The 20,666-nt window shown below is 36.8% G+C and carries 20 protein-coding genes; 9 read left to right on the top strand and 11 right to left on the bottom strand.

Annotation, left to right across the window (positions count from 1 at the left end):
• Window positions 1–131: 131 nt before the first annotated feature.
• A complete protein-coding gene (locus LOK78_RS07155; protein WP_232634461.1) occupies window positions 132–2,366 on the top strand; it encodes a TonB-dependent receptor family protein in 2,235 nt (744 codons plus the stop codon).
• Here the strand turns inward: LOK78_RS07155 and LOK78_RS07150 are convergent.
• Together LOK78_RS07150 and LOK78_RS07145 are read right to left on the bottom strand one after the other, a co-directional pair.
• Window positions 2,363–3,226 (bottom strand): hydroxymethylglutaryl-CoA lyase, encoded by an 864-nt coding sequence (locus LOK78_RS07150; RefSeq protein WP_232634460.1) that lies wholly within the window; start codon window positions 3,224–3,226, stop codon window positions 2,363–2,365. The two genes, LOK78_RS07155 and LOK78_RS07150, sit on opposite strands and share 4 nt — an antisense overlap.
• Window positions 3,227–3,277: 51 nt before the next feature.
• Window positions 3,278–4,033 carry a hypothetical protein gene (locus LOK78_RS07145; protein ID WP_232634459.1) on the bottom strand — a complete coding sequence of 252 codons (756 nt, stop codon included), beginning with the start codon at window positions 4,031–4,033 and terminating at the stop codon, window positions 3,278–3,280.
• 69 nt (window positions 4,034–4,102) lie between these two features.
• Between LOK78_RS07145 and LOK78_RS07140 the strand changes: the two genes are divergently transcribed.
• Window positions 4,103–4,594 (top strand): GNAT family N-acetyltransferase, encoded by a 492-nt coding sequence (locus LOK78_RS07140; protein WP_232634458.1) that lies wholly within the window; start codon window positions 4,103–4,105, stop codon window positions 4,592–4,594.
• Here the strand turns inward: LOK78_RS07140 and LOK78_RS07135 are convergent.
• Window positions 4,591–5,625 carry a quinone-dependent dihydroorotate dehydrogenase gene (locus LOK78_RS07135; RefSeq protein ID WP_232634479.1) on the bottom strand — a complete coding sequence of 345 codons (1,035 nt, stop codon included), beginning with the start codon at window positions 5,623–5,625 and terminating at the stop codon, window positions 4,591–4,593. The genes LOK78_RS07140 and LOK78_RS07135 overlap by 4 nt on opposite strands.
• A 73-nt stretch (window positions 5,626–5,698) precedes the next feature.
• Here LOK78_RS07135 and pepT point away from each other — a divergent pair, with 73 nt between their 5' ends.
• On the top strand, window positions 5,699–6,940 hold the full coding sequence (gene pepT, locus LOK78_RS07130; protein ID WP_232634457.1) for a peptidase T: 1,242 nt from the start codon (window positions 5,699–5,701) through the stop codon (window positions 6,938–6,940).
• Between the two features lie 65 nt (window positions 6,941–7,005).
• On the opposite strand, the gene LOK78_RS07125 is transcribed toward pepT, so the two are convergent.
• The gene (locus LOK78_RS07125; protein ID WP_232634456.1) at window positions 7,006–9,381 is read right to left on the bottom strand and encodes a TonB-dependent receptor; all 2,376 of its coding nucleotides are present in this window, start codon (window positions 9,379–9,381) and stop codon (window positions 7,006–7,008) included.
• A 166-nt stretch (window positions 9,382–9,547) separates the two neighbouring features.
• On the opposite strand from LOK78_RS07125, the gene LOK78_RS07120 reads away from it, so the two are divergent.
• Window positions 9,548–10,153, top strand: a complete 606-nt coding sequence (locus LOK78_RS07120) for a YdeI/OmpD-associated family protein (protein ID WP_232634455.1) — start codon at window positions 9,548–9,550, stop codon at window positions 10,151–10,153.
• 54 nt (window positions 10,154–10,207) lie between these two features.
• On the opposite strand, the gene yajC is transcribed toward LOK78_RS07120, so the two are convergent.
• From yajC to LOK78_RS07100, 4 genes are all read right to left on the bottom strand, one after another.
• On the bottom strand, window positions 10,208–10,498 hold the full coding sequence (yajC, locus tag LOK78_RS07115; RefSeq protein ID WP_232394266.1) for a preprotein translocase subunit YajC: 291 nt from the start codon (window positions 10,496–10,498) through the stop codon (window positions 10,208–10,210).
• Between the two features lie 4 nt (window positions 10,499–10,502).
• Window positions 10,503–10,994 (bottom strand): DUF1573 domain-containing protein, encoded by a 492-nt coding sequence (locus LOK78_RS07110; RefSeq protein ID WP_053972586.1) that lies wholly within the window; start codon window positions 10,992–10,994, stop codon window positions 10,503–10,505.
• 49 nt (window positions 10,995–11,043) lie between these two features.
• Window positions 11,044–11,955 (bottom strand): transcription antitermination factor NusB, encoded by a 912-nt coding sequence (nusB, locus tag LOK78_RS07105; protein WP_053972585.1) that lies wholly within the window; start codon window positions 11,953–11,955, stop codon window positions 11,044–11,046.
• Window positions 11,956–12,071: 116 nt separating this feature from the next.
• Window positions 12,072–13,175: a Glu/Leu/Phe/Val family dehydrogenase gene (locus LOK78_RS07100; protein ID WP_232394267.1), complete on the bottom strand. Its 1,104-nt coding sequence runs from the start codon at window positions 13,173–13,175 to the stop codon at window positions 12,072–12,074.
• A 149-nt stretch (window positions 13,176–13,324) separates the two neighbouring features.
• Here LOK78_RS07100 and LOK78_RS07095 point away from each other — a divergent pair, with 149 nt between their 5' ends.
• The gene (locus LOK78_RS07095; protein WP_232634454.1) at window positions 13,325–15,079 is read left to right on the top strand and encodes an ABC transporter ATP-binding protein; all 1,755 of its coding nucleotides are present in this window, start codon (window positions 13,325–13,327) and stop codon (window positions 15,077–15,079) included.
• A 120-nt stretch (window positions 15,080–15,199) separates the two neighbouring features.
• Window positions 15,200–15,574, top strand: a complete 375-nt coding sequence (locus LOK78_RS07090) for a PUR family DNA/RNA-binding protein (protein ID WP_053972524.1) — start codon at window positions 15,200–15,202, stop codon at window positions 15,572–15,574.
• Between the two features lie 63 nt (window positions 15,575–15,637).
• Here the strand turns inward: LOK78_RS07090 and LOK78_RS07085 are convergent, their stop codons facing one another.
• Window positions 15,638–15,973, bottom strand: coding sequence for a tRNA-binding protein (locus LOK78_RS07085; RefSeq protein WP_232634453.1), 336 nt, complete (start codon window positions 15,971–15,973; stop codon window positions 15,638–15,640).
• Between the two features lie 48 nt (window positions 15,974–16,021).
• Here LOK78_RS07085 and LOK78_RS07080 point away from each other — a divergent pair, with 48 nt between their 5' ends.
• Window positions 16,022–16,579 (top strand): thioredoxin family protein, encoded by a 558-nt coding sequence (locus LOK78_RS07080; protein ID WP_232634452.1) that lies wholly within the window; start codon window positions 16,022–16,024, stop codon window positions 16,577–16,579.
• Here the strand turns inward: LOK78_RS07080 and LOK78_RS07075 are convergent, their stop codons facing one another.
• Together LOK78_RS07075 and LOK78_RS07070 are read right to left on the bottom strand one after the other, a co-directional pair.
• Window positions 16,580–17,125: a YfiT family bacillithiol transferase gene (locus LOK78_RS07075; RefSeq protein WP_232394271.1), complete on the bottom strand. Its 546-nt coding sequence runs from the start codon at window positions 17,123–17,125 to the stop codon at window positions 16,580–16,582.
• A 67-nt stretch (window positions 17,126–17,192) separates the two neighbouring features.
• Entirely contained in the window at window positions 17,193–18,125 is a 933-nt protein-coding gene (locus LOK78_RS07070) for a peptidylprolyl isomerase (protein WP_232394272.1), read from the bottom strand.
• A 510-nt stretch (window positions 18,126–18,635) separates the two neighbouring features.
• On the opposite strand from LOK78_RS07070, the gene LOK78_RS07065 reads away from it, so the two are divergent.
• Together LOK78_RS07065 and LOK78_RS07060 are read left to right on the top strand one after the other, a co-directional pair.
• Complete coding sequence (locus tag LOK78_RS07065) at window positions 18,636–19,706, top strand: tetratricopeptide repeat protein (RefSeq protein ID WP_232394273.1); 1,071 nt, start codon at window positions 18,636–18,638, stop codon at window positions 19,704–19,706.
• Window positions 19,707–19,787: 81 nt separating this feature from the next.
• Entirely contained in the window at window positions 19,788–20,618 is an 831-nt protein-coding gene (locus tag LOK78_RS07060; RefSeq protein ID WP_232405841.1) for a DUF4261 domain-containing protein, read from the top strand.
• Window positions 20,619–20,666 lie beyond the last annotated feature (48 nt).

Genomic DNA, 20,666 nt, shown 5'->3' with positions numbered 1-20,666 from the left:
TACAACGAATTAAAATCCTAGCATCCAAGGAAAAGCAAATCGCCAACCATCCCTTTATTTTTATTTATTCTAAATAAATTTGATATTTTAAAAGGTGTTTGTACTTTTGCCGCAAAATTTAAAAAACACCAATGAAACATCTTAAAACTCTATTAATTGGCTTCCTATTTATTTCCCTAAATACCTTGGCTCAAGAACAAAAAGAGGAAACAACTTTAGATAGCGTTCAGGATTTAAGTGAAGTGATTATTAAAAGCCATGTCATATTAGGAAATAAGCATGTTGCCAAAAATCGTACGGGCTCAGCATACTACCTATCTAGTGAGGAATTAAAGAAATATAACTATACCAATATTAATAGAGTATTGGCCAGTGTTCCTGGTGTGAATTTAGTAGAAGAAGATGGATTTGGATTAAGACCCAACATTAGCTTAAGAGGGACGTCACCTGAGCGTAGTGCTAAAATAAGTTTAATGGAAGATGGTGTTTTAATTGCACCAGCTCCATATAGTGCTTCTTCCGCATATTATTTCCCGTCAGTGGCGCGCATGGAAGCAATTGAAATACTTAAAGGAAGTAGTCAAGTACAATATGGCCCCTTTACAACTGGAGGTGCCATTAACATGGTTTCTTCTTCTATTCCTGATTCATTTTCAGGAAACATTAGCGGCTCTTATGGAAGCTTCAATACGCAGCAATGGCATGCTTCGGTTGGAGATAGTAAAAATTTAATTGGATATCAGATTGAATATTTAAACTACAATTCAGACGGCTTCAAATTTCTTCCTAATCAATCAAATACGGGATTCGACAAGAATGACTTTATGGCCAAGTTTCGAGTAAACACCCCTAAAGACGCGAAAATCCAACAAGCTGTTGAATTGAAGTTCCAATATAGTGATGAAGTATCCAATGAAACCTATTTGGGTTTGACTGACGCCGATTTCTCCAATAGTCCATTCGATAGGTATGCCGGTTCTCAGAAAGACAAAATGACAAATGACCATCTACAATTTATGGTAAGTCATGACTTGAATTTCTCAGAAAATATCAAATTGGTAACCAAGGGTTATTACAATAGCTTTTCTAGAAATTGGTATAAACTAAATGATGTTACAGCAAATGGTGATAAAGTGGGAATTGCAGATATTGTGGAACAACCAGAAGCCTATTCTGCGCATTACAATTTGATTACCGGAAGTTTATCTTCTACATCTGATGATTATTTAGCGGTAAAGGCCAATAATAGAGATTATATTTCTAAAGGTGTTCAAACCAAATTGGATTATCATTACACCATTGGCAATACGTTTCATGATTTGGAAATCGGTGCTAGATATCACTACGATGAGGAAGACCGTTATCAATGGGTAGATAAATATGGTATTTATGATCAAACGATGGTTTTGGAAAATGCGGGTGTACCTGGAACAGATGCTAACCGTATTAGTAGTGCTAAAGCCTTTGCAGCATTTGCCATGTACAAATTAAAATTTAACAATTGGACCATTGCACCAGGTATACGTTACGAAAATATCGAGCTCATGAGGTCTGATTATGGAAAAAATGATGTTAGCAGAATTGGGACCGTACTATCGAATAGAGACAATCAAGTAGATGTTTTCATTCCAGGTATTGGAGTCAATTATAAGTTCAACAATCAAATGTCCCTTTTCGGTGGTATTCATAAAGGATTTTCTCCACCAGGCAATGAACCAGGACAAAAACCTGAAGAAAGTTTAAACTACGAATTGGGAGGACGATTTAATTTCATGAATATTTCGGGTGAAGTGGTTGGGTTTTACAATCAGTACAATAATCTTTTAGGTAGTGATTCGGCTGCCTCAGGAGGTACTGGATCTTTAGACCAATTTAATGCCGGAGAAGTAAATGTTTATGGTTTAGAAGTATTGCTAAATTATGATTTACTTCGTAATAATGCCAATTGGAACCTACCTATCGCCTTAGGATACACCTTTACAGATACGGAATTCTTAACCAGTTTTGATAGTGATGAAGGTATCTGGGGAGAAGTTACAGAAGATGATGAAATCCCTTATATTTCAAAGCATCAAGCCAATGCATCCATGACCTTGGAAAACAAACATTTTCTATTGGCACTTAATGGAAGATATAATGGTGCTTTTAGAACCGTAGCGGGTACCGGAGACATCCCTGCCAATCAAAAAGTTGACGGGAATATTGTTGTTGATTTTTCTGGAAAATATTTTGCTACAAAATACTTGGCCCTAACTGGGCGCATCATCAATTTACTAGATAATACCTATGCTGTTTCTAGAACTCCTGCAGGATTAAGACCTGGACATCCATTTGGTATATATGGTGGAATAGAACTACAGTTTTAATGATAAATACTGAAAATTTTGGTGGCCTCATTATGGGCACTTTCAAAACTGAAGGCATTCAAGCCTGAAGCTTTTTTTGTGGTAAAATAGGAAAGTAATTTTTCAGTTGGCATATTGCCGGTGAGTTCATCTTTGGCCATGGGACAACCTCCAAACCCCTGGATGGCTCCATCAAACCGGACACATCCAGCTTTATAAGCAGCATCTACCTTTTCAAACCAAGTGGTTGGTGTGGTATGTAAATGGGCTCCAAATTCGATATGTGGGTATTTGGGTATTAAATTGGAAAAAAGGTAGTCTATGGTCTCTGGATCGGAAGTACCTACGGTATCACTCAAGGACAATATCTTAACACCCATGTTGGCTAACTTTTCGGTCCACTCCCCTACAATATCCACATTCCAAGGATCGCCATAAGGATTTCCAAATCCCATAGAAATATAAACCACGACTTCCTTATCAGACTTATTGGCTATTTCCAAAATCTCACTTAAAGTGTCAACCGATTGGCCTATGGTTTTGTGAGTGTTCCGCATTTGAAAATTCTCTGAAATTGAAAACGGATATCCCAAATAATCGATTTCTGAATGTACAGAAGCATCCTGGGCACCACGGGTATTGGCAACAATGGCCAATAATTTACTTTTGGTGGCACTTAAATCTAGTTTTGACAACACCTCTGCCGTATCCACCATTTGAGGGATGGCTTTAGGTGACACAAAACTGCCAAAATCTATTGTATCAAACCCTACTCTTAAAAGGGATTGAATGTATTGCACTTTCTTTTCGGTAGGAATAAATGCCTTGATACCTTGCATTGCATCTCTGGGGCATTCAATGATTTTTACGGTGTCACTCATAGAAGCTCAAAGATAAGAAAGATTCACATCTGCGAAAACGTTTTCTTATAACTAATTGGAAACAGGTAAAAACTGCTCTCCCAAAAAGCCAAACCAAATTCCAAATCCCATAAAGCCACCTATCAACCCCGCCAAAATAAAAGTGAGCCTATAGGAGGTTGGGATAACCTTAAAAATTATATAAAGAGATATTCCTAATCCATAAATCATAGTAAGTAAGGGCACAATCCATTGATTAAGGCCAAAATACAATGAGATTCGAAATTCATCACCGCTGAAATATATCTGTTCATTGATTAAATTAGAAAATAAGGCCATGAGGGTATTAAAGACTTCTCTCAATACAAAAAGTCCACAAAAAATTCCAATCCAATCCAAAATCTGAAAGCTAGTTTTAAACTTGCTTTTTCGATACCACAATATCAAGAGTCCTAAGATTGAAGTTAAAAGTGTTTGTACCGGCCCTCCCAAAGTCACTAACATGTCTTTGGTAGAATTAGTTGGAAACTCCCTTTCCAATTGGTTAAATACGTTTTTGTATCGATTTTGAATGCTTACATCAAGACTATCAAATATCTGATCACCATACCTCTCGTTAAGCTGGATAAGCTCCTTAAAACTATCACTTTCTTTATACCCTTTAGGAAAATGTTCCATGCTACCATAAAAAACTCTAGCTTCATATCCCAAAGATTTTGCAACTATGTAATGTCCCAATTCATGTGTAAGGGTTCCTATAATTGTACAAAAAACAAACCCGAGAATAAGAAATATAAAAAGTCGAGGATTAAATTTGTTAGCTATCATGATCTAAATCTAAATTAAAATTCTCAAACCAATAGAATTTATTCTAGCTTTGGATTATAATAAAACAACTTGATTCGTTTAGTTCAAACCGCTTCTGAAATTGCCTTGGTTGCCCAATTAGCTCACCGCATTTGGAACCAACATTATGTGCCCATTATTGGTCAAGCACAAGTAGATTATATGGTTGATAAATTTCAAAGTGAAGCAGCCATAACTGCCCAAGTAGATAACGGCTATCTCTATTATTCAATCCATTTTAAAGATTTGCCTGCTGGTTATTTGGCACTTGTTCCAGACTTAACAGCAAAGAAATTAATGATTAGTAAAATTTATATAGCACAAGAGTTTAGAGGAAAACACCTCGGTCAGCAACTTATAAATTTTTCGGTCAGTAAAGCAATTGAACTTCAAGCCTCCACCCTATGGTTAACAGTAAACAAAGACAACCTAAAATCCATAGAATGGTACCAAGCCCAAGGTTTTAAAATCAAGGAAAAAGTGGAGTTTGATATTGGCAATGGCTTTATAATGGACGATTACCTCATGGAAAAGAAGCTTTAAGCCTTCTTCAATACCGCTTTATTAATAGCCTTCACCAACTTTGGACCTTCGTAAATAAACCCGGTATAAACCTGAACTAAATCGGCACCTGCCTCAAGCTTCTCTAAGGCATCTTCTGCAGAGTGAATACCACCCACACCAATAATGGGGAATGCTTTTCCACTTTTATCTGCAAGATACTTTATGGTTTGGGTACTCTTTTCTTTAATGGGCTGTCCACTTAATCCTCCATTTCCAATCTCTTGCAAACGTTCTGTTGAAGTCGTCAGACCACTTCGATCCACACTCGTATTACTGGCAATGACACCATCCAACTTCGTTTGTGCCATAATTTCAATAATTTCATCCAACTGAAATTCATTCAAATCTGGAGCAATTTTTAAAAGGATGGGCTTCTGTTGTGAAAAAGATGTATTACTTTTTTGCACCGCTTCAATCAATTCTATCAAATAATCCTTATCGCTTAATTTAGCATGACTTCCTACATTGGGACAGCTTACATTCAGTACAAAATAATCGACATAAGGATGTAGCGCTTCAAAACAAGCTAGATAATCTGCGGTATAATGCTCGGGAGCAGTCTGGGTGTTTTTCCCGATGTTCCCACCAATAATCATTCGGTGTTTGTTTTTCTTCAGCTGGGAGATAGCAGCCTCCAGACCCTTATTGTTAAAACCCATTCGGTTAATCAATCCCTGATCCTCTTTAAGTCGAAACAAGCGTTTTTTCGGATTCCCTGCTTGCGCCTTGGGAGTTACCGTTCCTATTTCTACAAATCCGAAACCAAAAGACCCCAATTCGTTATATAACTCGGCATTTTTATCAAATCCCGCAGCCAATCCCACTGGGTTTTTAAAAGTAAGACCAAACAGATTGCGCTCCAATCGTTTATCCTCTGTGTAATACATCGATTTAACCAAGGCTCCCATACCAGGCACCTTATGTAGTGTTTTTATAAAACTAAAGGTAAAATGATGGATGCGTTCTGGATCGAAGGAGAATAATAGAGGCCGAATAAAAGCTTTGTACATATTGGCAGAATTGTGGTGCAAAAATAGTATTTTTGAAGGTCTTTTTATAGTGAACACAAACAAAACTTATTTCATGTTAAATAAACAGCATATAATCGATAGGTTTACGAAGTATGTTACCATCGATACGGAATCAGATCCAGATTCTAAAACAACTCCTAGCACCGAAAAACAATGGGACTTAGCCAATTTATTGGCCGAGGAATTAAAGGCCATCGGTATGACCGATGTGTCCATAGATGAAAATGCCTATATCATGGCTACCTTGCCAAGTAATGTTGCTCATGAGGTACCCGCCATTGGATTTATTTCCCATTTTGATACCTCCCCTGACTTTACTGGGGCGAATGTGAAACCTAGAATCATTGAAAATTATGATGGAAAGGATATCACGCTCAATGAGGAAGAAAATATCATTTTGTCTCCAGACTATTTTGATGATCTGTTACAATATAAAGGACAGACCCTAATTGTAACTGATGGAACAACGCTTTTAGGTGCTGATGACAAAGCAGGTATTTGTGAAATTGTTTCTGCTATGGAGTACTTAATCAATCATCCTGAAATTAAGCACGGGGATATTAAAGTAGGATTTACACCGGATGAAGAAATTGGTCGTGGTGCCCACAAGTTTGATGTAGAAAAATTTGGAGCCGATTGGGCCTACACCATGGATGGAAGCCAAATTGGTGAATTGGAATACGAAAACTTTAATGCTGCTGGAGCCACTGTAAAAGTGAAAGGAAAAATTGTACACCCTGGATATGCCAAGGGCAAATTGGTCAACTCCATGTATATAGCGACCGAGTTTATCAATTCCTTACCTAGGCTTGAAACACCTGAGCATACTGAAGGTTACCAAGGCTTTTTCCATTTGCATGATATGGAAGGCCATGTAGAAGAAACCGTTTTGAAATACATCATACGAGATCACGATAAAAATCATTTTGAAGCCAGAAAGGAAGTGATGTCCAAACTGGCTACTGAAATCAATCAGCAATACGGTAAAGAAGTGATTGAAATTGAGATCAAAGACCAATACTTCAATATGAAGGAAAAGGTAGAGCCTGTGATGCATATTGTGGATATTGCAGAAGAAGCGATGAAGCAACTCAATATCACCCCCATCATCAAACCTATTCGTGGAGGGACCGATGGGTCGCAATTAAGCTACATGGGATTACCTTGTCCTAACATTTTTGCTGGCGGACATAATTTCCATGGACGTTATGAGTATGTGCCTGTAGAAAGCATTATGAAGGCTACCGAAGTCATTTGTAAAATTGCCGAAATAACAGCTGAAAAGCACAAATAATAAAGCATTATTATAAGTAAAAAAAGCAGTCTAAATGACTGCTTTTTTTATTGTTTGAATGTTTCTTAGAACTGATAAGTTAACACACCTGAGAAATTTCGAGGGTCGGTTTGATTGATAAAACTTGTTCTGTAAGCATTATATCCTATTTCATTAAACACATTGTTGAATAGTAACCTAACGTTCCAGTGGTTATTGATTCGGTATCCCGCTTGTAGATTTACAAGCGTATACGCATCCACATTAAACGGCTTTTGGCCAGGAACAATTCCTTCATGGGTCACAGCCCCAGAACTCCAGTCATTGATAGGTCTTTCACCTGTATAATAGGCTCCTGCTCCAATTGAAAATCCTTCCAAAGCACCTCTAAATTGGTAGTTTCCATACAGGTTTGCTGTATGCTTGGGTGTATTTAAAGGCGCTGAACCACTTACAAAGGCCGTATGCTCTTTGTACTGGGCATCTATGTAACTATACCCCGCAATCACCTCTAGATTCTCCAATACCCTTCCAGTCAATTCTACTTCAATCCCTTGACGTTGGTCATTTCCTCCTTTTTGATAATATAAAATGGTTGACCACGTATCATCATAAACAGGTAAGTTAATATCCTTGTTGTTGATTCGGAATAAAGTTAAGTTAAACCTAAGACGGTCTTCCAGCCATGTGGTTTTAACCCCTGCTTCAAGCTGGTCGTACCGCTCATTACCCAGTTCTTCCCCATTTTCTCCCAATCGGGCCGCTGTTCGTGGATAGGAACTGTTGGTATAGGAAGCAAAAATATTGATGTTCTTTGTAGGTGAAACCACAATACCTCCCAGAGGGTTAAAGGCATCACTCATCGTGTTTTCTACCTCGCCTATGGTCTCCGTGGTACTGTATCTCAAGCCCACAAAAGTTTGGAACCAATCAGTCCAAGATACTACATCTTGGGCAACAAAGCCAAGAGATCTTGTTTTACCACCTCCCAATCGGGCATCTCCTAAGGACAAATTAGGTAACTTATTGCTGACACTACCAAAAACATCAATAGTATCAACCGTTGAAACCGACTGACTTGAAGTGCTGTATTTGGTAGTTCGGTAATCAAAACCTATTTGTAAGGTGTGTTTCACCTTCCCGGTATAGATGTCTTGTCCTATAAGGTCAAATTGTAACACGCTGTTGTCATCGGTTCTATTGGATACCGAATACCCACGTCTTTTCAAGTTGTAAATGGTCTCTCCATCCTGTTCGATGGCACTTCCCAAACTAGCTCCTTTATCATCTAACTGTAAATGAGATTTATAAAAGGCTGCCTTTAAGGTTAATTGGTCACTTAACTCCCTGTCAAATCTGATGGAATAGGTACTGTTTTGAGTAATGGAACGGTCATTGGCAAACCCTAGAAATTGATCATAAGGCAAATCATAAATGGCATTGGTGTCATTTTCAGCCAAATTGATGGTTCCTACATCTGGCGTACGGCTATCATCAAAATAATCCATTTCTACTGTGAAACGAGACTTGTCATCTACCTTCCACTGAAAGGAAGGGTTGATATAAAACCTTTCTGAAGAAATTCCATCACGGTAACTATTGGCTCGCTCAAGAGCACCATTGATTCTATAGGCTACCTTATTATTGCTATCCATAGGCCCATAGACATCAAAGGTGGGACGTACTTGTCCAAAACTACCCACCCTCATAGAGGCTTGTCCACCAAACTCATATTTTGGTGTTTTGGTCACAATATTGATTACACCTCCCGGACTTCCTAAATCGGTGGCTACACCTTGAGTAACGGAGGCAGATCCTTTTAAAACTTGGATGTTATCTACCCCTTGCATGTCGGTAAGGATACCAACACCTCTAAAATCAGAATGTACCCTGACACCGTTTTTCAAAATCGGAATTCCTCTAAACCCTCTGGAAGACATACTTTCACGTTTGTTACCATAAGTAGCGAAAGTATAAACCCCAGGCACATTTTTAGTGACTTCAGAAATACTTAGTCCACCTTGGTTCTCAATTAACTTCTCCCCAATAACCGAAATACTTTGAATTTGTTTATAGGGTTCTAGTGGCAATCTGGTAAGCGCCTCAATCTTATCTGGATTTTTAAGACGTCTTCCAAAAACCTCAACGGCATTTAAATCGTTGTTAAACTCCAAGCTAACATTTAAGCTATAGACCTTGTTCTCTGAAAAGTCTAGGGTCTGACTTTGGGTTTCAAACCCCATATTGGACACCCTGACCTCATATCGCCCAAAAGGAATATCCTTTATAAAGAATTCTCCTTCATCATTGGTCATCGTTCCTATCGATGTTCCTTGAAGGGTCACATAGGCATTGGGAATAGGTTCTTGATTGATTTCTGTAATAATTCCTTGCAAACTGGCTTGTGCAAAAGAAAATTGTGTGAATACAAACGCTAGTAAAATAAGTGTAAATTGGCGCATGAACTATCAGTGTTTTTATTTAGATTTATTTAAAATAACGATGCAAATATACTTCCCTTCATATATCTCACCAACTTATTTAGAATGATTTTAAACAAAAATTTATAAGTGACTAAGCCAATGAAAATTAGAAGTTGTATTTTTATACATAAACAAAAAAACACCCATGAAAAAAGCCACTTCCGTTGAAGAATACATTGAGAACAATGCCCATTTCAAAGAGGAATTGACTCTGTTAAGAGACCTTTTATTGCAAACAGAATTAGAAGAAACCCTCAAATGGAGTGCCCCTGTTTACACCATAAATGGAAAAAATGTTGTGGGTTTAGGAGCCTTTAAAAACCACTTTGGCATTTGGTTTTTTAATGGCGTGTTTCTAAAAGATGAACAGGGTTTGTTAATTAATGCCCAAGAGGACAAAACCAAAGCCTTGAGACAAATGAGATTTGAAAACCTTTCAGAAATCAAAAAAGAAGCTGTTCTCTCCTATGTCAAGGAAGCAATAGACAATCAAAAATTGGGTAAAACTGTTAAACCAGCCAAAAAGGTTACCAAAGACACCTTGGAGATCCCAACCGAACTATCCCAATTTTTAAAGCAGGATAAGAATCTCCTAAGTTGTTTTGAGGCGTTAACCCCTTTCAAGCAAAAGGAGTATGCCGAGTATATTGCCACCGCTAAAAGAGAAGCCACCAAAACGTCCCGATTGGAAAAAATAAAGCCCATGATAGAAAACGGGCAAGGTCTTAATGACAAATACCGAAATTGTTAGCATAAAAAAAAGCCACTTAAAAAGTGGCTTTCCTTATATTGTAATAAACTGAAACTATTTGGTTTTAGCAGGTTCGTTAAGCTTTCTACTTCCTTCCATAGAGATGGCAGAACGATCAAACTTAATTTTTCCAGCTAAGGTTTCAATGACACAGCTACTGTCTTTCTCATTCAATTCAACAATTTTACCGTGCATACCACTTTTGGTAATCACCTTATCCCCTTTTTTAATTTCAGCGAGGTATTTCTTTTCTTGTTTTTGACGCTTAATTTGAGGGGCTATCATGAAAAAATAGACCACAGCAAACATCAAAATAAGCGGTAAAAAACTTCCAATTCCTTCCATATTCTTATTTTACAGCAGGTGCTTTAGAAATTGCTTTTGAAGGAGCGTTAGGATCTTCTTTTACAAAAGCTTTGATCTTTACCATTTCCTTACCTTTTTCAGTGTTGGCAGTAACAGTAATTGTTTTACTTACGTTTCCTTTACCAGAACCGTTGTACTTAACAGTAAACTGTCCAGACTCTCCAGCAGCTAAAGGCTCTTTACTCCAGTCTTTAGGAACTGTACATCCGCAAGAACTTTTTATATCTGTGATAACCAAAGGAGCTTCTCCTGTGTTGGTATATTTAAATACAGTTTCTACAGATTGCTTTGATTCAATTTGACCAAAATCATGTTCAGTCTTATCGAAAGAAATTTCAGGATACTTGGTAGCCTGAGCATCTCTTGCAGAAGCTTCTGCTACGTTTTCTTCACTAATTTTTTTTGAAGCATCCTCCTTACAAGAAGTAAATGCCACTAAGCATAAGGCTGATAAGCCTAATATTACTTTTTTCATAATCATTTATTTTTTGAGTTCGGGTGGTAAATGTAACAATAAATTCTTATTACATCAACCCTCGCCCTATTTTATTTAGGTTCCCTTGGTCTTCATATTCCTTTACCAACTTGTCCAAAATACCATTAATAAAGATGCTACTTTTAGGCGTAGAATATTCTTTGGCTATCTCTAAATACTCATTAATAGTAACTTTCACCGGAATGGTTGGAAACTTTTGCAATTCACACATGGCCATTTTCAACAAAACAGTATCAATGATGGCAATTCGGTCTGCATCCCAATTTTGGGTTTTCTCCTCAATGATTTTCGCATAAGAAGATTGGTTCAACAAAGTTTTTTTAAACAAAGCGACCGCATAATCCTTATCATCCAAATCCTTGAATAAAGGCGGTAAAAAGAACTCGTCATTCGATTTAGCCTTTACCTTTCTCAATAGCTTTAAAATAACCGTATTTACCAATGGAAGGTCATCTAACCAAGTTAGATTTTTGTCCTCTAGATAATCGTAAAGCTTTTCGTTAGGTGCAATAATTTCCTTGAAAAGATCAATAACAAACTCCTTATCTTCCTGGAATGTGGAAGTCTTGGTTTTCATGTAGTCCTTATAAAGATCACTCTTCATAAGCTCCTTAAACAACACATCAATGTACTCGTCGTCCAATTCCCAATTGCGAATGTGACGATCTGCCATGGCTTCCTGAAAAGGTTCGTTATTGATTAATTTTTGTAGAACTTCATTGTTTACCAGCTTTCGGTTGGGATTTTTGTCCTCAGAGGTAGCCAAATACTTTTTACTCGACCTGTCTAAATGGTCATCGGCTTTCTTTTGCAATTCAATTAAAATGGATAGCAATAATAAATACAAGTTATACATGTTATCCATACTTTGAAGAAGAAACTTTTGTTCCTTTCCAAAATCATCTCCTTCTCCACCTTGGAAGGAATAAATGGTTTGCATGACCTTAATTCTAATTTGTCTCCTGTTAAGCATATAAACAAAGAACTTTTATAACATTAAAAAGGGCAAAAGCTGCTTGAACTTTTGCCCGACAAAATTAATATTATTTTGAAGAATTACTTCTTGTTTTCTTTTTTTCTTGTCTCAATTCGATCTTGAGCCATCTTTAAAGCCGCTTGGTGGGTTGTGATATCCTCATTTTCAGCTTTATTCAAAATATCTAAAGTGGTATTATAGATGTTTTCGGTTTTACGGATGATTTCATCTTTACCATAACCTTCCAATTCTGCATACACATTGATGATACCTCCCGCATTAATCAAGAAATCAGGAGCATATACAATCCCCTTCTCTCTTAATATTCGTCCGTGTTTTTGCTCTTCAGCCAATTGGTTATTAGCTGCACCAGCAATTACTTTTGCTTGAATTTGGTTGATGGTAGCATCATTGATGGTTGCTCCCAAAGCACAAGGTGCATAGATATCCATAGCTTCTTGGTACATGTTATCTCCCGTATAAATAGTAGCACCATAAGTTTTGGCAACTTCTAATAAGCGATCTTGATTGATATCAACGATGGTTACTTGCGCTCCTTCTTCGGTTAAATGTTTTACCAAAGTTTCACCCACATGGCCAATACCTTGCACAAACACTTTTTTACCTTCCAACTTGTCTGTTCCAAATTGGTATTTGGTAGCTGCCTTTAATCCCATAAATACCCCATAGGCTGTTATAGGTGACGGATTACCTGCGCCTCCTTTAGCTTCAGAAATACCGGTAACGTAGGGTGTCGTTTCTCTTACCAAATCCATGTCTGCTGTTTCCATTCCAACATCTTCGGCAGTGATATATTTTCCACCTAAAGAATGTACAAATTCAGCAAAGCGAGTCATTAATTCAGGCGTTTTTTGGGTTTTGGCATCTCCAATAATAACGGCCTTTCCACCTCCTAAGTTCAAACCAGTAATAGCCGACTTAAAAGTCATCCCTCTCGAAAGACGTAAAACGTCATTTAGGGCTTCCCATTCATTGTTGTAATTCCACATTCTAGTACCGCCAAGGGCTGGTCCTAAGGTCGTATTATGGATACCGATTATTGCTTTTAAACCTGTATCTTTGTCGTTGCAAAAAACAACTTGTTCATGATTGTCAAAAGAAAGTTGACCAAAAACAGGGTCTACTTTTTTTAACTCTTGTGGGTTTAGGACGTCTGAAATCATTTAATGAAATATTAGGTTAAACGTTTACGTGATTTAAAAATCATTAAAATCACCGCGCAAAATTAAATCAAAATTATCAATATGTCAAAATTAACGTATCAAAAATAACAAATCGTTAATTTGATGTGTAATTTCTGTTAAATCAATATATGAAGGAACTTCGCCATCTCAATAAATATTTCCTAAAATATAAAGGCAAATTGCTTTTAGGAATCATCATTACCATCATTGCCAGAATCTTTCTATTGTTTACCCCAAGACTCATCAGAGAATCGGTGAATGTGGTAGATGAATTCCGAAAAGGCGGACTCTCTATGCAAGAAGTGCAGGATGAATTGCTTCAGGACATCATTTATATCATCATAGCTGCTGTGATTGCAGGAATTTTTACCTTTTTAATGAGGCAAACCATTATCAATGTGTCCAGGTTCATTGAATATGACCTAAAAAATGAGGTCTACCAACAATACCAGAAACTATCTCTTAACTTTTACAAGCAAAATCGTACTGGGGATTTAATGAACCGCATCAGTGAAGATGTGGGAAGGGTAAGAATGTATGCAGGTCCAGCTATAATGTATAGCATCAACACGGTGACCCTGTTTGTAATTGCGCTTATATATATGTTCAATGAGGCTCCTAAGCTAACCTTATATACGGTATTGCCATTGCCTATCCTTTCTGTAGCTATTTATAAACTGAGTAAAGAAATTCATAAACGCAGTACTATTGTTCAGGAGTTTCTTTCCAAATTATCCTCCTCCACTCAAGAAAGTTTTAGTGGTATTGCCATTATAAAGGCATATGGTTTGGAACCCATGACTTCAACTTCCTTTAATGAATTGGCTTCAGAAAGCCGTGACAAGCAAATGGATTTAGTCAAAGTTAGATCCCTATTCTTTCCTATGATGATCCTATTAATAGGTGTCAGCAATTTAATGGTGATATATATAGGAGGAAAACAATACATAGATGGTGAGATAGAAACCTTAGGAACTATTGCCGAGTTTATTATTTATGTCAATATGTTAACATGGCCAGTAGCCACGGTAGGTTGGGTGACTTCAATTGTACAGCAGGCGGAAGCATCACAAAAACGTATCAATGAGTTTTTAAAAATCCAACCAGAAATCACCAATAACAATACAGAGCCTACTAACATTGTTGGCGATATCGAATTTAAAGATGTGTCTTTTACCTATGATGACACCAATATTCAGGCATTGAAGCATGTATCCTTTAAACTTAATCATGGTGAAACTTTGGCGATTATTGGCAAAACAGGATCTGGTAAGTCTACCGTTTTAGATTTAATAGGACGCCTATATGATGTGACTGATGGAACCATCCTTATAGACAACAAACCCGTTGAAGATATTAACCTAACCTCTTTAAGAGACCATATAGGTTATGTCCCTCAAGATGCCTTTTTGTTTTCTGATTCCATTAGCAACAACATAAAATTTGGTAAAGAAGAGGCTACCGACGAGGAAGTCATTCAAGCGGCGAAATATGCCCAAGTTCATAAAAACATTATGGGCTTTAGCAAAGGATATGAAACCGTATTGGGTGAAAGGGGGATTACCCTTTCTGGCGGACAAAAACAAAGGGTATCTATTGCCAGAGCCATTGTCAAAAATCCGAATATCTTACTGCTAGATGATTCCCTTTCAGCAGTGGATACAGAAACTGAAGAAAAAATCCTAAGACACCTAAAGGAAATAGCCAAAAACAAAACTACTATTATTGTGAGCCACCGAGTGTCATCGGCTAAAAATGCTGATAAAATCCTGGTTTTGGAAGATGGAAAAATCATCCAACAAGGAAACCATGAAACCTTGTCTGCACAAGATGGATATTATAAGAAATTGTATTTGGAACAATTGAGTGAAACCCTTTCTTAAGAGGATTCCTATTAAAATTTCTTAAAATCAGCCAAAAAAGAAATAACACAAATTGTTGGTTAATATGGTTTTTTTTTAGATTTTTGGACTTCTTAAAATTGATAATTTAACAATTAGACTATGAGTAATAATGATATGATGGAGAAAGAGGAAATATTCTCTAAAGTGCTAAGGGCAGGTAGAAGAACCTATTTCTTTGATGTAAGATCTACTAAGGCTGGAGACTACTACCTAACGATTACTGAGAGCAAGAAATTTACCAATGACGATGGTTCATTTCACTACAAAAAGCACAAAATTTATCTATACAAAGAGGACTTTACTGACTTCAATGAAATCATGCAAGAGATGACTGAATACATTATTGATGAAAAAGGCAATGAGGTAATCAGTGAGCGTCACCAAAAGGATTTCAAAAAGGAGTATGAAGAGGAAACTGTAGGAGAAACTAGTTCCGCAGACAAGTTTACCGATATTGATTTTGATGATATTTAATCATCAATCTTACTAAAAGACTAACAAAGAAAAAGCCATTACAATGTAATGGCTTTTTTATTTTTAAGCTACTGTGCTTCCGTTAGGAACTACCTGCGATGGATGTAACAACATGACGTCTTTTTCCTTGACAGCACCCATGACCAAACATTCACTCATGAACTGAGCTATTTGTTTTCTGGGAAAATTGACAACAGCCACAATTTGCCTTCCTAATAAATCTTCTTTTGTGTACAATTGGGTAATTTGCGCCGAAGTTTTACGAATCCCCAAGGTTCCAAAATCAATACGCATTTGATAAGCCGGTTTTCGGGCTTCAGGAAAATCATTTACCTCAATTATCGTCCCTACTCTTAGGTCTACTTTAACAAACGCTTCAAAATTTATTTCTGGTTTCATTCCTCAAAAGTATCATTTTTTGCGTTATTTTGAAGTAAATAAAATACGATGGCAAATACACCTTCAAACATGCTTCCCCTAGGAACCAAAGCTCCAGATTTTACATTACGAGATGTGGTTTCCAACGATGAGATTTCGCTAGATGATGCCAAAGGACTTAAAGGCACCTTGATTATGTTTATTTGCAACCACTGTCCGTTTGTAAAACATGTGAATGAACAGATCAGCCTTTTGGCCAAAGATTATAAATCAAAGGGTATTACATGTGTTGCTATTTCCAGTAACGATGTGGAAAACTATCCACAGGATGGCCCTGAGGAAATGAAGACCAACGCCCTAGAACAAGACTTTATCTTTCCTTATTTATATGATCAAACCCAGGAAGTAGCCAGAAACTATGACGCTGCCTGCACGCCAGACTTCTTTCTTTTTGATGGCCAGCTCACTTTGGTGTATCGTGGGCAATTAGATGATTCGAGACCTGGAAATGGTGTTCCCGTGACGGGAAAAGACTTAAGACACGCTATGGATTGCCTGCTTGAGAATGAAACCAATACATGGAACCAAGAACCAAGCATTGGGTGCAACATTAAGTGGAAGTCTTAATTAGTGCCAGTGGTTTCTAATGATTAAGTGCTCAATGTGGGCATAGTGATGCAAACTGTGCCACGAGTACATACCAAGATTGACTTTTAAAGGAATCTCACTGTGGGTTTCTGGATGAATAAAGGACTTCTCAAAATCTTCGGGAGACAAACCTTTTAATAGATATACCAACTTGCCATGGACTGCCGTCAAGTGATCAAGTGACAATTGTATGGGTGCAGTTTTTGAATCAAACAAATCAGCCCATCGGTCTTCATAATAAGCCTTGATGACCGGCTTGTTTTCGGTAAGGGACCATTTAAATCGAGCGTAGCTGTGGTGGTGACTGTCTGCAATGTGGTGAATCAATTGCCTAACCGTCCAACCATAAGGTCTGTATGGGGTTTCCAATTGCTCGTCTGTTAACGGACGTACCAAAAGTGTCAATCTTTTGGGAAAGGTCTCCAATACATCTATCCATTCCTCGATATGTTCCGGGGTAATCGTGTTAGGTAGCTCAAAGTTACCTATGGGATATTTCAGTTTTTCCAGTTGCGCTTCGGTCATACCTAAAATTAAAAAAAGCTGTTCATTTGGAACAGCTTTTTAACGTTTTATATAAAGCGCGAGCTTCTTATTTCACATCCACAAGTTCGACATCAAATACCAAAGTAGCATTAGGAGGAATAACACCTCCAGCACCTCTGGCACCATAACCCAAATCACTTGGGATCACCAAACGAGCCTTATCACCTACCTTCAATAGACCGATACCTTCATCCCATCCTGGAATCACTTGTCCTACTCCTAATGGAAAATCAATAGGTGCATTTCTTTTGTATGAAGAGTCAAATACAGTTCCATCGGCCAATTGCCCTTTGTAGTGTACTGAAACAGTTTGTCCTTTTTGGGCTGCTTTACCAGAACCTTCTTGTAATATTTGGTAACGTAGACCACTATCTGTTCTTTTGAAACCTGCTGCCAACTTATCCAACTCGGCTTCTCTAGCAGCTTGTTCTTCTAAAAGTCTTTTTTCACGAGCCCCTTCAAAGGTTCTAAAAGCCTCTACGGCGTGGAACTTTTCTGCAGCTTCACCTTGACGAATGATCTCAACGTGGTCTATGGTATCACCTTGAGCAATAGCATCTACTACGTCTTGGCCTTCTACCACTTTCCCAAAAACGGTATGATTGTTATCCAACCATGGGGTTTCTACGTGGGTGATAAAAAATTGGCTTCCGTTAGTGCCCGGTCCGGCATTGGCCATAGAAAGTACCCCTGGGCCATCGTGTTTTAAATCGGGGTGGAACTCGTCATCAAACTGGTATCCTGGGTTACCAGAACCGGTGCCTTGAGGGCAACCGCCTTGAATCATAAAATCTGGAATGACGCGGTGAAATTTCAAGCCATCATAATAAGGTTTTCCTTGCGGTCTGGCTTCGTTTTCCAAATTTCCTTCTGCCAAGGCCACAAAGTTTCCTACGGTACCTGGGGTTTTTTCAAATTCCAAGTTAACTAGGATATCTCCCTTTGGGGTTTGGAATTTTGCATATAATCCGTCTTGCATGTTCTTGTTTTTAAATGAGGTGCAAAGATACAAGTTTTGAACTTAAGAAGGAAGTTAGGAAGCTGTTTGGTTGGGAGTGTTTTTTGTGATGGTTTACATGGTTTGGTCATGCTAAAGATGCCCACTACTTCACTCTACCAATGAAAATGCTTAGGAACAGTTTATTGTTCAATTAGAACATACAAATTAAAACGTTTTTCCTTCCAATGTCTTTTGATAGCTCTCCTTTTTTGGTTATGCTTACACCTCTCCTCTAAGAACAAAGGCTTTATAGTTTCTTGTAAGGTCATGATGGCAATTATATTTTAATTTAAAGCATGCAAACCTCTAGAATGGATGGGTAATACCTAGTTGGGTGATTTAGGGAAACCATGCTAGATGGAACCCAAAAAATTTAAAAAGACGACAATAACATCAAGTTTTTGTAAGAAATTTATTTAATTAGACGGTTCTATTGTAAGAATAAACACAGTAGGTGTGTTTAAACACTTTTTGTTAGTAATTTAAAGAATGACAAAAGACGTACTTTTAATACTTATACTTATCTCAATCAAATCATATTGTCAAACAATCAACACTTCGGAATTGTATGGCGAGTGGATTAAATATAAGATCGAGATGAAAGATGGCAGTAATTTAATTGATAGATTTTTAACTGATTCTTCTTATGTAAATTATAGCTTTAAAAAAATGGAAATGTGCACAAATGGCAATCCAACTCATCGAGTTAACAAGAGTTGTTTTCCATTCTCAATAAATCAAAATTTCATCAAAACATCTTCAACTTCTGGCTATGAAATTGAAAAAATAAAAAATGACACTCTAATACTTTGTCAATCGATTAGCGGAATGGACAATGACAAGTTGAAGAGATTTTTTTTCGTCAGAGAACAAAAGCTATTTAATGAAATTAAAGAAGCAAAAGGGAAAAGTAAAAATCAGATTGCAAATGAATTTTACACACCAACTTTAAAGTCCAGTTTAATTTTAGAGTTAAACAATGCTTTTAAGAACAAACATAGTAACTTCAAAGCTAAAGGAGTTATAACCATTGATTTAAAAAATAAAAAGGTAAGTACTTTAGTAAATTACTCTGATACTTCTGATTCATCCAAAATTGAAAGAGTAAAAAAAGTAATTGACAAATCTTATATTCTTTGGAATACAGATAGATTCAAACACCTTGAAAGATTAGAAATGCCCTTTGTTTTGAAAGATGAAAAAACCAAGACTTTTCGTGGAATTTCAATGAAGTTTTTCACTGATTCTTTTTATCAATTAGACCATTTTTATGGTGGAGATTTAAGAATAATTCGAGAAGCTAGAGGCTATTTTAACAAAGGAATAAAGTCTTATCAGAATAAAGATTATGATAACTCAATAAAAAACTTTTCTAAAAGTTATTCGCTAGATCCTAAAAACATAGATGCCCTTTATAATAGAGCAGCTATTTACTATAAATTGGGAAAATTAGAATTAGCTTGTAAAGATTGGAATGAACTATCTGAACTAGGACAAAAAAGAGGAATCGAATTATTAAAAAATAACTGTGAAAAAACTACACACAACAATGGCTATTAGTAATGGCCTGTTCTGGCCTACTTATGATTATGGCTTTGAATTTTCGTCAAACAAAACTATACACAAAGCGTTCAACACAATATGAGAAAATCACTAACCATTATATGTATCGGAATTCTTTCTATGGGATTATTTAGCTTTCTAACAAAGGAGAAAAAGACCGAGTCAAACACAAATTCACCAATTTTAGGAATGATTCTTTTAGAAGACCCAAATTCATTTGATTTAAAGGGAACTGTAAATGAATTAAAGACAAAATGGAAACTAAAAGTAAATGACAGTGACGCTGATAACAAAACTGCGGTATTAGTAATTGAAGATTACAATGTTGCTATAGCTCATATTCCAGTTGCAATTCCAGAAGGAGAGGTTGAGAGAACAGCTTCATATAATTATTTCTGGGAAAATGGAGTTGAAGAGACATCTAAACACAAAGGCCATATTGTCTTATCAATTATGAATGCAGGAAAAAATCCAGTTCATGAAAACTTGTTATATAGTAAAATTGCCTCTTCAGTTATGAATAATAGCAAAGCAATGGGAATTTATATGGGAAGTAGAACATTAGTTATAAAAAAGGATTTCTATCAAGAGAATGTAAAAATGATGAGTGAAGAAGACCTTCCTTTGTACAACTGGATTTACTTTGGTTTAAGAACAGAAAACGGAAAACAATCTGCATACACATATGGACTTGCTGACTTTGGTAAAATGGAAATGGAAATTGTTGAGTCTAAAAACTCCATAGAAAATTTGAATGAAATGATATTCAATTTAGCTTATTATGTTATAGCCTATAACGTGACGCTTAAAGATGGTGAAACAATTGGGGTATCGGCTGAACAAAAACTAAAAATTACCGAATCAAAAGGGAAGTTCTTAGATGGAAAGACTTTACAAATTGCCTATTAAAATACAATGCTTAATTATGTCTTAAAGCAATTGCTTCTTCTCCATTAA

This window comes from Mangrovimonas futianensis (assembly GCF_021245805.1).
GTDB classification, from domain to species: Bacteria; Bacteroidota; Bacteroidia; order Flavobacteriales; family Flavobacteriaceae; genus Mangrovimonas; species Mangrovimonas futianensis.
Note: the sequence above shows the minus strand (reverse complement) of the source record. Positions and strands in the feature narration are given on the sequence as shown.